We start from the raw sequence: 13,985 nt of genomic DNA on the forward strand, positions 1-13,985 counted from the left end.
AAGCAGAGAAAGTCGATACAGAACAGGACCTTGGAAGGCGTTTTAAATGGACTCGCCGCTTAAGGTCCTGTACATGATCACTGCCTACTCACGACATAAAAAAGCCCCGCAATGCGGGGCTCTCTCTTGGATATCAGTCTATCACTGCATCCAATGTTGATCAGGCCTCAATGAGAGGTAAACCTTTTACTCTGAGCCAGTTCAGTACCGCCTTACGCAGATTCTGATCTGACTCTATATTCAGTACAGACTCGAGAATAACTTGAGCCAAGCAATCTCCATCATTGTTATTCGCATGATCGTAGTCGAAGATGCATCCAAGACGGGTGTAATCAACTAGCTCAACAAGCCAGGCTGAGGTTTTGCCACAGGCAGTGACCAAGGCATCCATTATATCGCTTGCCCCCCCTGTCGTGATTGAGAGGTCGCGTAAGTGCAATTGCCAAGTGTTAACAAGCAGGTAACCCATGGTGCTATCGAACATCGGTTTGGTAGCCATTGTGTTAGTAGCTGTTTCTTGCAATGAGTTGTGCATTTGTATTCCAAAAGCCCAGAGGGCTGGTTAAGCCTTCAAAACGAATGTTGAGGCGAAAGGCCGTTGGCCTAGTTGATGAAATAGAGGTATAGCCGCCCAAAAAATCAGACTGACGACCTATTCGTTATGGAAAAGAACATATCCTGCTCCGATTTTGCTGGCATCTCTGAACACCGGCCACAATCGTTCTGGGATTACTCCTTCATCGAGGGCGTCGTAGTTCGCCATATTAAAAAGAAACTCATAAGTTGGGTTGTCATGGTGATGGTTGCCCTTATGAGAGAAGGAGGCGTGCTCACGCACCCAATCCCACTCCGGGACGTCATATGCGCAGTCATAATCTCCGACGGTTTCAGGCATGCTGATTTCCAGCACGTGACAGATACGGCCGGCAGTGACTGCCGGTATCCGAAATTTTCCGTCTCTGAGAGCAATGACCTCGATTACTGCGTTCCGCATTAACGACGCGATACTCTCAACGACCCTTAGAAGCTCTGGAAGAGCGAGGTTTTCATAGGTTTCGCTCATATACAGGACCTTAAGAAAACACTTCATTTGAAATTCCTTCTAAGGTCCTGTTCTGTATCGATTTTCGCTGCTTGGTTCGACGGGCATTTTTCGCCAAGTAAACGGCAGCCCATTCCAGACGCTCTCTTATTTCCACCAACACCCGATGAGCCACCGCTTCCAATAACGGGAACCACCAGGTTCCGCTATTTTTCGCCGCTTTCAGTGTGGATAAACCGTCCCCCATCAGCGTCTGAGCTACCCGTCTTTTCATCACCAGCGACAACAGGCTGGCCCACACCAGCCCCTCGGCAATGGCTTTCTGACCTGTCACAAAGCCCTTGAGCCGGTTGTGCGACTTCCACTCCTTAAACAGCAGCTCCACCTGCCAACGACAGCGGTACAGGCTCATCACCCGCTCTGCTGGCCATGCCTCTCGTGGCAGATTGGTCATCCAGATACAGAACCGTTTCTCCTCGGCAAACCAGCGTCGGATCAGCCGATACTCGAACTTGCCCGATTTCACCACCATATCCAGTACCTCTGCCCGACAGTGCCGCCGTCCAGCATCCTTGAGTGACAGGCCCGCCAGCTTCGGCACTTCCCGTTCGTCACCGCGCCATGCCCGGATAATCTTCGGGTTCAGGCTCTTACTACCCCTGACCAGATAGAAACCGCCCGCCTCGTTTAGTTTCGCAAAGTAGGCCATATCGATGTAACCCGCGTCCGCCAACAGCAGGCTGTTATTGAGCCGCTCGGGCTCAGGCAGGAACTGGCGCTCTGACGCCGTATCGGCAGAGACCTGCATGCAAACTGGACTTTGCTCCAATAGAGACATGAGCATATGACACTCGATTGCCGCCGGGCTAATGGTCTTGAACCTTCCCGGAAACACTTCGGCCAGGCTTTTGTGGACGGCAAAGGAAGTACCATCCTGCAACAACACCTGTTTGAATGCGCCAAGGGATGCAGTCTTCATCTGTTGGCCGATACGCAAGGCGATAGCCCGTTCAACCAGCGCCTTCATGAACAGGGCGAACGACGCTTTGCGCAACTGGTTGTGAAAGGGCTTGTAGGAAACCTGATGGGCATCAACCAGTTGCAAGGCATTGAAATGATGGTGCAATCCAGCGATACCATCGACCTGGTCGCAGCCAAGTGCCCGCAAGAGTGCAGTCACCAGCATGGCAGGCGTAATGGCTCGTTTGCGCAAGCAAAATTGGCAGTCACGGGCAATGCGGTCGAGTTCGGCAGGAGAGAGAAGTTGCTCAAGATAGTGGTTGGCATCGATAATGGTCATGGCTTCGTGCGTGGCGGTTTTGTTTGGCGATAAAATCAGATCACAATCGAAGCCATTTTTATATCTATTTCAATTGGTTGCTGCTAAAGATCCTGTACATGAATCCGGACATCTCCCGCAGGAGAGGCCCGGACTGGCATGCTCATCGACCCGCCCCCTGCCAGGTCGCCCTTGAGGGGTCGGGTCCGAGGTAACGGGCACGCCGCGATGCGACGTACGCTCAAGGCTCAGCGACGGCGCACCATTACCTGGCCAGTTGCGTCAGGATGGCGTGGGCCGCTTTCACCCTGGCCGGGATAGGATAGTTGCGGTTGGCCAGCATGACGATGCCGATCCCTTTGGCCGGCACGAAGGCCACATAGGCGCCGAAGCCGCTGGTCGAGCCGGTCTTGTTGAAGAGCATCTGGCTCCCCGACTCCCGGGGCGCCGCCGTCGGATTGGCTTCGAGGATCACCTTGGCCGAATTGCCCGCCAGCAATGTCTGCTCGCTGACGGGATAGGGGTAACGCTCCCAGCCCAGTCCCTGGGTCATCTCCCCCACCGCATACTGGCCCTGGTGAGTCAGATCGATGGCCTGCTGCATGGCCGCATTATCCACCCCGCTGATGTTGGCCTTCACAAAGCGCAGCAGATCCGCCGAGCTGGTCTTGATGCCGTAGGCCTCGTCCGCCAGCATGCCGGGAGTGACGCGGATGGGCTTGTCCTCCTTCGAGTAGCCGTAGGCGTAGTGCCCCATGGCCTGCTCGGGCACATTGAGGTAGGTATGGTACAGGCCAAGCCCCGGCAGGATCGTCTGCTCCATCAGGCGATCGAACGGCTGCTTCATGCTGCTCGCCGCCAGATAGCCAAAGAGCCCGATGCTGGGGTTGGCGTACTGGCGATGGGAACCCGGCGAGTAGGCTGGGGTCCACTGGCGGTAGTAGGCCTGCATCTTCTCGAGCGAATCCACCTCCTCGGGGAATTGCAGCGGCAAGCCGCCCGCGCTGTAGGTAGCCAGCTCCCCCATGGTGATGTTGTCAAAGGCGGATCCCTTGAGCCAGGGGGCGAACAGACTCGCCTTGTCATCGAGCTCGAAGCCCCCCTGCACCACGGCGTAGGCCCCCAGCGTCGCGGTCAGGGTCTTGCTCACGGAACCTATCTCGAACAGGGTCTGCTCGCTGACACCGACTGCGCGCTCCCGATCGGCCACACCGTAGTTGAAATAGTGGGCCTTGCCATCCTTGAGCACGGCCACCGCCATGCCCGGGATCCTGTGCTCCTTGAGCAGCGGCCGGATGCTGGCATCCACCACGGGGCGCAGGGGATCGGTCGCCGCCTTGTCACCGGCATGAGCCAGACCGGCCCACATCAGGGTGGCCAGAGCGCCCCACAGGATGGATTGTCGTTGTTGCATTGCATGTCTCCTGACTGTCGTTAGCAAGGTATCGCCATGGCGGCGAGTGATGAACCCAGCATAGTCCCGCGAGGTGTGCTGCCGATGAGGCTCTGTGAAGTCAGTGTGAAGCCGCCCCCTCTTTTTACCCATGAAAAAGGGGAGCCATGGCTCCCCTTCAATCACCTTGCAACGCAGGCTTATTTCTGGTTCTTCGCGGGATCCTGGGAAAGTGGAAGTTGACAGACAGGGTGCTGGTAAACTGGTTGTCGCCAAACACACCACCACCATCACCCTGCTGTCGCCGTGCATCATATTGATATTGCCTCCTCATGTACAGGATCTTTAGCGCCAACCAATTGAAATAGATATAAAAAAGGCTTCGTTTGTGATCTAATTTTATCGCCAAACAAAATCAACACGCGCGAAGCCTATGACCATTATTAATGCTAATCACTATCTGGAGCAACTCCTGGCTCCCGCCGCACTCGAGCGCATTGCTCGGCTCTGCAAGTTTTGTCTGCGTCAGCGCGCCATTACCCCTGCCATGCTCGTACCTGCACTGTTGCGGGCCATGGGGGGCGACCAGGTCAATGACATTGCCAGCTTACACCGTCATTTCAATGCCTTGCAGCTGACGAAAGAGCATCAGGTTTCTTACAAACCGTTTCACAATCAGCTGCGTAAAGAGAGCTTTGCCCTGTTTATGAAAGCGCTGGTCGAACGGGCCATCGCCTTGCGTATCGACCATCAACTCAAAGCGGCCTCCCTCGGCGCGTTCAAGCAGGTGTTATTGCACGATGGCACCTCCTTCGCGGTGCACCGGCGTCTGGCGGCTGACTTTCCCGGCCGGTTCAAGACCATCAGTCCGGCGGCTATCGAGTGCCATATGACCATGTCTCTGTCGGAGCAGAGCCCACTGTGCATGAGTGTGTCTGCCGATACCGCAGGGGAGCGGCAATTTCTCCCTGAGGCTCACAAGCTGGCCAACTGCCTGCTGCTGGCTGACGCGGGTTACATTGACAGGGCCTGGTTTGAGCAGGTGAACGACGCTGGCGGATTTTATCTGGTGCGAGGAACGCAAAGCCTGAACCCCAAGATAATCCAGGCCTGGCGCGGTGATGGACGGGAAGTGCCAAAACTGGCGGGACTGTCACTGAAAGAGGCAGGACGGCGGCGCTGTCGGGCTGAGGTGCTGGATATGGTGGTGAAGTCCGGCAAGGTCGAGTACCGCTTGATCCGACGCTGGTTTGCCGAGGAAAAGCGGTTCTGCTTGTGGATGACCAACCTGCCGCGAGCGGCATGGTCAGCAGAGCAGGTGATGAGCCTGTATCGCTGCCGTTGGCAGGTGGAGTTGTTATTTAAAGAGTGGAAATCGCACAACCGGCTCAAGGGGTTTGTGACGGGGGAGAAAGCCATCGCCGAGGGATTGGTGTGGACGAGTTTGCTGTCGCTGGTGATGAAAAGGCGGGTCGCGCAGAGTGTGATGACAGGGAAGCTATCGATGTTGAAAGCGTCAAAGAACAGTACGACATGGTGGTTGCCGCTATTGGAAGCAGTGGCCCATAGAGCGCTGACAGAAATAAGGGAAAGACTGGAATGGGCAGCTGATTATTTGGCCAAGAACGCTTGCCGAACCAAGCAGAGAAAATCGATACAGAACAGGACCTTGGAAGGAGTTTTAAAGGGACTCAACGCTTAAGGTCCTGTACATGAACTGGCATTAAGAAGACTTGCACAGGCACATTTCATGGAGAAGGGAAAAACCATAGTTACGACTTTTCAAACAATGGGGCAGGGATACAATTGGTGATACATTTTGCAGGTCATCGCCGCTCGATAACCCTCAACGGAAGTGATTCATTTTGGTTGTCTACCCTGGTCATTGATGCCATTGCGAAAAATGCCCCCCCGGGGTTTGCAAGCAATCTCATAATGCCGCTCATCCAAAGAACTCAGTTTTGATCCGATTATTACTTGGCGCCAATTACCACTCATTGGCGCCATGAACATTGAGGCGGTTTATAATTCTTGGTTAATTATCCCCCCCCTCGGAATAGCGGCTAAATACATCTTCCTCTGCAATAACAGCTCGCATTTCATCCCTACTCGTTTCAGTGTAAATCGAGGTGGTTGATATGTTTGAGTGCCCCATCAAATCTGACACTGTTTGAATGTCACTACGTTTTAGATTTTTTTGTGCGAAGGTATACCTTAGGTCATGTGGCGTGGCTCTCTCAATACCAGCCAAGATCAGCCTTTGCTCCATCATACGGTTTACGCTTGAACGGTCGAGAGGTCTCAATTGCCCAAGCATGTGAGTCGGAATCCGCTTCCTAATTACATCATTCTCTGTATATCGTACCGCTTTACCACCTCTATTGATTGAGCAGAATAATGGCCCAAGGTCATCACCTCTGACCTCTGTCCAATTTCCAAATATTTCACGCAGCCCTCTAGGCATGGGCAGTGTTCTTGGCTTATTCCCTTTACCTTTGTATACCAGCAATTCCCCATCAATAGCACCAGCCCACCGAATATGTTCAATCTGTAGGCCAACAACTTCCATCCGCCGTAATCCACACCCCCTCATAACAGACAGCATTGCCATATCACGAAGTCCTTTTGGGCTTTGATCTGCCCCCAACATACTGAATAAACACGATATTTCTTCGTCAGTTAAGCTCCTGTGGGGGCGAATTTCGCCACGCCCTTGCGAACCCTTGATGTTCTTTGACGCCATGATAGCATCATATTCGCCTTGATTTTCATCCGGGATCATCCGTAGCAATTTTGCAGTTTTTAATACTGAGCGAATCATGCTCATATGTCGATGTATCGTCTTTGGGGCTAACCCTTGTTGTTCGAGATAACGCATTGTTATCTGGTAATGATTGGACGTCATAAGATGCCACGGAGCAACTTCAGGTTCTGAGCTATACAATAGCTGGCTTATTTTACCTAATGTTGATTTCGCCGTCGAACGGCTGCCAGAAGATAGTGTAGCGAGGTATCCTGTATATGGTGAATCAGGAAATTGGTCAATTCTGCCAGCAAGTGTGTTATCACCGTACCGAGCGAGAGTTGTTGACTGCCTCTGCATGGTAGACTCCCTGCTGTCCGCGGGAATTAATTCACCCTTGAATTTATTCAACTAACCTTCCCCCCTAACATGCGTAGCATTTCGTTCATAGTCTGCAGTTTTGCTTCCTGCTGAATAATTACAACTCTTGCCGCTTTTAGTTCATCCTGTGCGACCGTGGCATTGTTGTTGGCAGCAAGAATTTGTTCTGAAAGCTGAACAATATCATATTCAAGTTTATGTACTTTCATAACTAACTGTTGCTCTGCAAGCCCAGCATTTTGCAACTGCTGACGCAGGGTTTCGCATTCGTTCTTTACTGTATCCATGTCGGTCAATTGGTTCTGAAACATGAGAGCCTTATGCTCTAGCTCAATGCTATTCCGCTGGCATGAACGCAATGCTTCTTGTGTGGCGTCAAGCTGACTTGCTTGGGCAAGTAATTGATCTTTGGCCTGGAGCAATTCCGCCTTTGACGAGGAATTTTCAGATTGAAGTTGACCTACGGTGGAATGGGATTCAGCAAGCTGACTCTGTAATTCAACGCGTTGCGCAGTCGACATATCGAGGGCTGATTGTAAACGGGTGGCTTCGAGCTGAAACGCTGTCGATTTTTCTTTTTCATTCTGGGCTATTGCTTGAGTGTCATCGACAAGAATCCTGGCGTCCTGCAAATTATCTGATGCCATTTCGAGCGCAGAGGTTAGTCTAGCCACTTCCAACTTGGAAGAACTTAGGGCTTCTGAAACTTCGGCATGCCGATTTTGAAGCTCCTGAGCCTGCGCATTCATCTGGTCATTAAGTGCCTGCTGCCGTTCGAGTTGTTCCACCAACACAACATTCTCTGCCTCGATTGCCTCGATTGCTGATTCATTCATCTTGGCCTGATCATCCATTCGACGCCGCTCGGCAAGTAGGTCCATTTGTGAGCATTCTGCCGCAATGCGCCACACCTGCTCGATGAGTTCCATGCCGGCGGCCGATACCGACGAAGGCACATTAGTGCTGCTCGGGGCAGGGCGATTTGCGCTTTGCCATTCCCTCAACACCGGGCCGACCTGGGAGTTAGAGCCACGGCCTAGCCTTTGAATAATGAGCTTGTATGTTGGCGCATGGCCAGTAGAGGCAACCTCCTCAATGGCATTCCAGATATCGTCTCGCTGCAAGGCTACCTTCGTTTTCATATCCCCTCCCAATGATGATCGCTCAAAAATATTAACTTTGTAGTGTGTAGTATGTCCCTACATACGACATTACACAACAACCAGAAGCGTGCATGGAGGTAAGCGGCGCTAAAATCCGATTCACAATCTATACCAGCCGTCAAGATAACCCACTAAAAATACATAACGCAATGAAATGTATATTCTATTGCGTTAGATTTCTGCTGGGGGTAGGATTGCACTTGTCGTTGTAATCATTGCTACATTGCGACATTACATGCGATGTGAATGAATCCATGGCCATATGCTACCAGTCACGATATGGTTGATGAGCTGGAAAACAAAGAAGAAGGAGGATGTGTGAGGAGCTTGTTTTTGGGGGTTGACCACCGATTTGTCGCGCTGGCCTTTCTGGGGTCCACGGTTGCGGCCGGTTGCGCACTGCGGTTTGGGTCTGGAGCAGATTTCGCAGCTGGTTATTATGCACTCACAGCGCTGATCATGGCCATAGGACTAGGGTGCCTGTATGGCGGGGTATCAGCGAACTACCAGGGCTTAAGTTGGCAATTATTCCAGTACCCATACGACACAGGTGCCCGTGCCCGCCTGGCATCGCTGTTGGTTATTCGCCGCCGAGCAGCGATTGGGTTCGGAATTGCAATGGCAATGACCAACAATTGTCTTATGTTGGCGGCATTTGGGAGCGATGTATTTTCTGTCACTTCACTCGGGGTATTGGCGGGAGGCTTTTTCGTGTTGGCGTGTCAGTGGCATTCCAAAAGGAAAGTGGCTTAATACGAACTTGAATGCGATTGATGAATCGTCAAAAAAGCCCACTCTCTTTGAAATCTAGCGCCTTGAGCTACCCATTTCCCAAAACGCCTCGAATCGTCATCTCTCACGATGTAGATCTGCACTCTCAGGCGCAAAAGGCACCGAAATCGGCTGCACTTTCAGGAAGTGTCATCTCCCATGGACGAGGTGTTGGCTCGTAATAACGGATCCCTACCGTTTTAGCAGCGTTCTTCATCTCGCTCAATATCAATTTAGCAGAGTTCGCGACAGCGAATCGGTGTGATGGGAGAACTGAACTGATTCCTTCCTGCAGGAGGGATGGATAAAAATGATTGGATTGAATATCACCGATACCAACTTGAATGCCGACTGCATCATATATTTCGGCAAGCCCTTTGGTATCTAAACGTTCGGGAAACATGCCTAGTGAATCTGGGGTTCCCATTAAAATAAAATGTTTATTGTGTGCTAGCAGTGCGACATGCTTTGTCACGGTTTCAACGAAACGATAATCAGCCAATATTTGCATGCTAATTGGGATGAACATTTTCGGAGCTTCACCAATAGCATCACGAGGAATGCTTTTCCAAACATCCAATGCTTTACCAAGAAGGTATGAACCAAGTAAAAACTCTACATCGTAGGTGTAGGTTGCAAAGCGCATAGAAAGCGGTAAGCGCAGTACAAGTGCGTTCGTAGTATCCCCATCAGCCGGGAATACCGGATCTAGGGTAAGCTTGATGCTATCAGCAGCAATTGCCTGGCGAGCCAATTGAGCCGCCGTGAGTTTGTCTGGTTTCATGTTGTTATGTTTTTTTCTCCGCTTGTCTTTAGGCATTGTGACACACCTCCGTAAGCGAAATTAATAGTCAGCTGAGGTGATGGTTTTTCACAGCAGCAATCACAGCATGGCAGTTCGGGACTCAAATTACAACTAACCAAATGTGTGGTTTGGCTACATTACAATGCCTGACCACATGAAAATGTTAACATACTATTACGCGCTTCATTTCATTTGGCAAGGTAAACCCCCTCCTTCGTTCAGCGTTGCGCAAGGTAATCCAACTCTCCTATAGCGCCTCTCATACGTAACCCATTTCATTTCCCTTCATTTTTCCCAGAACTCCCCCCTACCCCCGCCAATGGTATTGAGCTTCGCACAAAGGAACGGCTGAGACAGGATCGGACGCAGGCCTCAAGGGGTAACAACGCCACCCAACAGCCAAGGCCGAGACCTTGAATCCGCACCCCATCAGCAGGCACCACCCACAGTGATGGGTGCTCTAGGTCCCGACAGCCAGGCGGGACAGGCCCCTCCTGCAACACATACCAGCCAGCGGTGGCCGGCTGCCCGCCAGATACACCTTGCCGGACGCAGCACCGGATCCCTTTCCCCGCTCCCACCCTGGGCCCCGAGCTCGTCGACGACCCAGGGCGCCGGATCCCGGAGACGGCCCGGGGACAACCTGCAGCACCGGACCACCCACCGGTGGCCACCCTGGGCCCTGGGCTCGTCGGCGGGCCGGGAGCCACCTGCAGAACCGGTTCACCCGCCGGGCCGCCGGCAGTGGCCACCTTGGGCACCGAGCTCATCGGCGACCCGGGGCACCAGGTCCCGACCCCCGCCCGGGGGCCACCTCCCCACCGGATCACCCGCACGGCCACCGGCATTGGCCACCTGCAGCACCGGTTCACCCGCCTGGCCGCCGGCAGTGGCCACCCTGAGCCCTGGGCTCGTCGGCGGGCCGGGAGCCACCTGCAGAACCGGTTCACCCGCCGGGCCGCCGGCAGTTGCCACCTTGGGCACCGAGCTCATCGGCGACCCGGGGCACCAGGTCCCGACCACCGCCCGGGGGCCACCTCCCCACCGGATCACCCGCACAGCCGCCGACAGTGGCCACCCTGGGCCCCGAGCCCGCGGCGGCCCGGGGCCCACCGCGCACCAGATCACCCCCCCACCCGCCGCCGCTGGCCACCTTGGGCCCCGAGTTCGTCGACGACCCAGGGCACCGGATCCCGGCGCCGGCCCGGGGGCAACCCGCAGCACCGGACCACCCACCGGTGGCCACCCTGGGCCCTGGGCTCGTCGGCGGGCCGGGAGCCACCTGCAGAACCGGTTCACCCGCCGGGCCGCCGGCAGTGGCCACCTTGGGCCCCGAGTTCGTCGACGACCCGGGGCACCAGGTCCCGCCCCCCGCCCGGGGGCCACCTCCCCACCGGATCACCCGCACGGCCACCGGCATTGGCCACCTGCAGCACCGGTTCACCCGCCTGGCCGCCGGCAGTGGCCACCCTGAGCCCTGGGCTCGTCGGCGGCCCGGGGCCACCTGCAGCACCGGTTCACCTGCCTGGGCGCCGAGCTCGGCGGCGACCCGGGATCCCGTACTCAGCATGCACACCGACAAAACCCCACCACCACCTAGGCCCCTCCGCTCCCCGGCGCCGGCCGGGGGCCCACCGGATCACCCACCCAGCGGCCGGCAGTGGCCACCTTGAGCACCGAGCTGTAGCCCGCCGCGAAAAATGAAAAACGCAACTGGGTAAAACGATAAACAGAGCAGAGGCCACATTTATCAAACTCGGTGAATCAGAAATCACCCAGTTTGAAAAACGCTTAACAGGGGTTTAAACCTCGATTTCATAGGTTGGTAAATCAGGAGCGGGCCCTATGATAGCACCACTCTGGTAGAACGCCTTCTGGCCGATGGCCACCCCTCCCCCTCGCACCACCACCACACCGCCCCCCATCGTTTGCAGCGTCGTCGTCGTGGCACCGACAGCGGTCACGGTACCAACCAGCAAAGGGTCGGCACCGGGTACCAGCTCCAGGAACTGTTTGAACAGGTTCATACAAATCGCTCCACGCTCAGTTGTTGGCGTACCTTCATAGCCCTGTCCTGCAGCTCTGCAGAGACCCGCACGCTCCGGTTAAAACCCTTCCAGCCATCCACCGCGAGCAACGCCCCCGGCAAGATGAGTCCGGTGTCGTTCGATAGCGGCAGCTCGATGGCCTGCAGGCGCTTCGGCATGGTCTTGGCCAGGGCCACCACCCCCTGGGCACGGGCCGCCACCACATCGCACACCAGCGGGTGGGTGATGGTCGGTGCCTGTTTCTCCCCTGCCGTGCCTTGGCGCAGCACCCGGGCGCTGATGCCCTGATGACCACCACTGACCCAGACCCCGTTCGCCGCCTGCCCGGGCTGGGAGTCACTGCCCAGGGTCGTGATGATGGCGCGGGGAATGGCCATGTCGGCCAGCGCCCCGTCGAGCTGCCAGGGGACGGTCGGGTAGCGTGGCTTGATGACCAGGTGCCGGTTGCGCTGGTGCGGCAGCACGAACCCGCCTGCCGCCTCGGCCAGGTACTTGATCGCCTCGATCGGGGTCTGCTTGTCCAGGCTGAAAAAGCCTGCCGGTACCAGCCAGTCCGCTGCCTGCCAATCCAGGGTCCAGCCAAACGGCAGCAACGCCTCCGCCAGCTGGGCCATGGTAGCCAAGGCGCTCTCGCTCACCGCTTGCGCCAGTACGTGGGTCGGCGACAGATAAGCGGTGCGAGAGCGACCGGTCAGGGTCGCCGACTGCCGGGCAAAGCTCTCGCTCGACTGCCAGCCATCGCATACGCAGTCCCACTGCTGGCCGTTGACGTGGATGCTGACCTCTTCATCGTCCGTCATGGCCGCTGCCGCGACGCGCGGGATCTGGGCCGTGAACTGCCAGGCCCAGGAGTCGGTGTCGAGTTCGATGCTCAGCGAGGTGGTTGGAATATCGACCCCATCCCTCACCCGTACAATGCTTGCTGTGTTGCTCACCAGATAAACCCTCCGGGTTGGGATAACAATCTGAGCCTGTCCGAACCAGACGAACTCCAGGGAGGCGTCCCCCCGGGGCCGGCCGAACGCCAGCACCTTGGTCCGTTTGTCCGGGCGTACCGGTGGCGTCGTCGGCTTGGGCGGTGGCGACATGCCCCAGGGGGGCTGCATTGCCTCCTCCCAGCGCGACAGCCAGCCCTTGTGCAGCTGCAGGCCGAGCTGCCAGCGCTGGCCGCCCAGGGTGAAACCGAGCGGGGTGGCCTCCTGCCAGTGGTCGGCTTGCCACACCTTGTCCTGGCGCGGGGGGTTGCGAAACCCGCTCACCTGCCAGCGCCCCACCGGGGCCCCCTCGACCCAGAGCGAACGGGTCACGGCATGGCCGGGGGGCAGGCTGTCGAACCCATGGCCATTGCTTGCGTCGAGGGCCAACCCCTCATCGAACGGCACAAGCACGGTGCCATCCTCCCGGGGCAGCTGTTCGGCCAGGCCGGTCCACTCGCTCTGCAGGGGGCTGGCCTCCTGCCAATGATTCTGACAGGGGGAAGAAACGAGGGCTGGCTGCTGCCAGTCGCTTTGCACTGCCCGGGTCACCAGCGCGGCCCGCTCGAAATGATCGGTGCTGGTGTGGCTCGGCCCCCGGAACACATTGATGTCGTGGCCGGCCTCGATGGCAGGCAGCAGGGGGCGAGCCGTGCTGGCCAGGGTCGCCTCGATGACCACGGCGGCACCGATCTCGACCACCGGCTGCGGCGCCGTGGCCAGCAGGGCAGCCGGGTAAACCGGTATCACCGCCAGGCTGGCCTGGGTCGCGGGCCCCGTCCCCTGCAGTGCGCTCGGTAGCACCAGGCCCGGGGAGCAGGTCAGGCTGGGCGGCAGGCTGGTGCCCCGCAGCACGGCCGCATAGCGCTGCACCATGAGCGGGTTCAGCTCCAGGGCGGCGCTGGCCTTGCGGGCCTTCTGCAACTCCAGCCGGGCGTCGGTTCTGGCCATGCTGACCTCGTGGCTCACGGGGAGCGGTTAGGGTTCGGTAAAGATGGCGTCGTTGATGCGCACCATGGCGCCGGTGAACAGCTCACTGGCGGGGATTTCGATGTCGGCGCCGCTCTCCGGTGGCCCCACGTCGAGATCCGCCACAAAGCCCCCGTCCCGGTTGGCGATGCGCCCCCAGGCCTGGACCCCGCTGGCGGTGACCATCTGCTCGGCCAGGGGCTTGAGCGTCAGCACCCCGCCCGTCACGCTCTGGGCGCACGGGTGAGTGAACTGCAGCGTCACCAAGAGCACCTGGCTGGTGACGGCCGCCCCCGGGGCGGGGCGGGTGCCGGTGTAGATCTTGAGGGTCGCGGGCCCCGCGCTGCCCTCGTCGATGGCGGTGGCCAGCAGCTGGGCGCGGCTGGTGCGCAGGGCATCTGCATACGTGAACATAGT

12 protein-coding genes are annotated in these 13,985 nt (G+C 56.8%); 2 read left to right on the plus strand and 10 right to left on the minus strand.

Annotated elements, in window-relative coordinates; translation table 11 throughout:
* Positions 1–160: 160 nt before the first annotated feature.
* From PG899_RS20435 to blaMOX, 4 genes are all read right to left on the minus strand, one after another.
* Positions 161–535 carry a hypothetical protein gene (locus PG899_RS20435; RefSeq protein ID WP_210538249.1) on the minus strand — a complete coding sequence of 125 codons (375 nt, stop codon included), beginning with the start codon at positions 533–535 and terminating at the stop codon, positions 161–163.
* A gap of 117 nt (positions 536–652) precedes the next feature.
* On the minus strand, positions 653–1,063 hold the full coding sequence (locus tag PG899_RS20440; RefSeq protein WP_270682541.1) for a hypothetical protein: 411 nt from the start codon (positions 1,061–1,063) through the stop codon (positions 653–655).
* 10 nt (positions 1,064–1,073) lie between these two features.
* Positions 1,074–2,342, minus strand: a complete 1,269-nt coding sequence (locus PG899_RS20445) for an IS4-like element ISAeme4 family transposase (RefSeq protein WP_041206016.1) — start codon at positions 2,340–2,342, stop codon at positions 1,074–1,076.
* Positions 2,343–2,586: 244 nt separating this feature from the next.
* Positions 2,587–3,735, minus strand: a complete 1,149-nt coding sequence (gene blaMOX, locus PG899_RS20450; protein WP_236748032.1) for a CMY-1/MOX family class C beta-lactamase — start codon at positions 3,733–3,735, stop codon at positions 2,587–2,589.
* A gap of 412 nt (positions 3,736–4,147) precedes the next feature.
* Here blaMOX and PG899_RS20455 point away from each other — a divergent pair, with 412 nt between their 5' ends.
* Entirely contained in the window at positions 4,148–5,416 is a 1,269-nt protein-coding gene (locus PG899_RS20455; protein WP_041205731.1) for an IS4-like element ISAeme3 family transposase, read from the plus strand.
* A 333-nt stretch (positions 5,417–5,749) separates the two neighbouring features.
* Here the strand turns inward: PG899_RS20455 and PG899_RS20460 are convergent, their stop codons facing one another.
* Positions 5,750–6,868 (minus strand): tyrosine-type recombinase/integrase, encoded by a 1,119-nt coding sequence (locus tag PG899_RS20460; protein ID WP_210538565.1) that lies wholly within the window; start codon positions 6,866–6,868, stop codon positions 5,750–5,752.
* Positions 6,865–7,980, minus strand: a complete 1,116-nt coding sequence (locus PG899_RS20465; protein ID WP_210538564.1) for a DNA-binding protein — start codon at positions 7,978–7,980, stop codon at positions 6,865–6,867. The genes PG899_RS20460 and PG899_RS20465 overlap by 4 nt, the downstream gene beginning before the upstream one ends.
* A gap of 300 nt (positions 7,981–8,280) precedes the next feature.
* Between PG899_RS20465 and PG899_RS20470 the strand changes: the two genes are divergently transcribed.
* Positions 8,281–8,754 (plus strand): hypothetical protein, encoded by a 474-nt coding sequence (locus PG899_RS20470; RefSeq protein ID WP_210538563.1) that lies wholly within the window; start codon positions 8,281–8,283, stop codon positions 8,752–8,754.
* 124 nt (positions 8,755–8,878) lie between these two features.
* Here PG899_RS20470 and PG899_RS20475 read toward each other — a convergent pair whose 3' ends face one another.
* From PG899_RS20475 to PG899_RS20490, 4 genes are all read right to left on the minus strand, one after another.
* Positions 8,879–9,592: a hypothetical protein gene (locus PG899_RS20475; protein WP_210538562.1), complete on the minus strand. Its 714-nt coding sequence runs from the start codon at positions 9,590–9,592 to the stop codon at positions 8,879–8,881.
* Positions 9,593–11,379: 1,787 nt separating this feature from the next.
* Positions 11,380–11,604, minus strand: a complete 225-nt coding sequence (locus PG899_RS20480) for a hypothetical protein (RefSeq protein ID WP_109113040.1) — start codon at positions 11,602–11,604, stop codon at positions 11,380–11,382.
* Positions 11,601–13,550 (minus strand): hypothetical protein, encoded by a 1,950-nt coding sequence (locus PG899_RS20485; protein ID WP_210538351.1) that lies wholly within the window; start codon positions 13,548–13,550, stop codon positions 11,601–11,603. Before PG899_RS20485 ends, PG899_RS20480 begins: the two co-directional genes overlap by 4 nt.
* Before the next feature lie 27 nt (positions 13,551–13,577).
* Positions 13,578–13,982 (minus strand): hypothetical protein, encoded by a 405-nt coding sequence (locus PG899_RS20490; RefSeq protein WP_210538350.1) that lies wholly within the window; start codon positions 13,980–13,982, stop codon positions 13,578–13,580.
* Positions 13,983–13,985: the final 3 nt, after the last annotated feature.

The sequence above is a fragment of the Aeromonas sp. QDB39 genome, assembly GCF_027707585.1.
Lineage (GTDB): Bacteria > Pseudomonadota > Gammaproteobacteria > Enterobacterales > Aeromonadaceae > Aeromonas > Aeromonas hydrophila.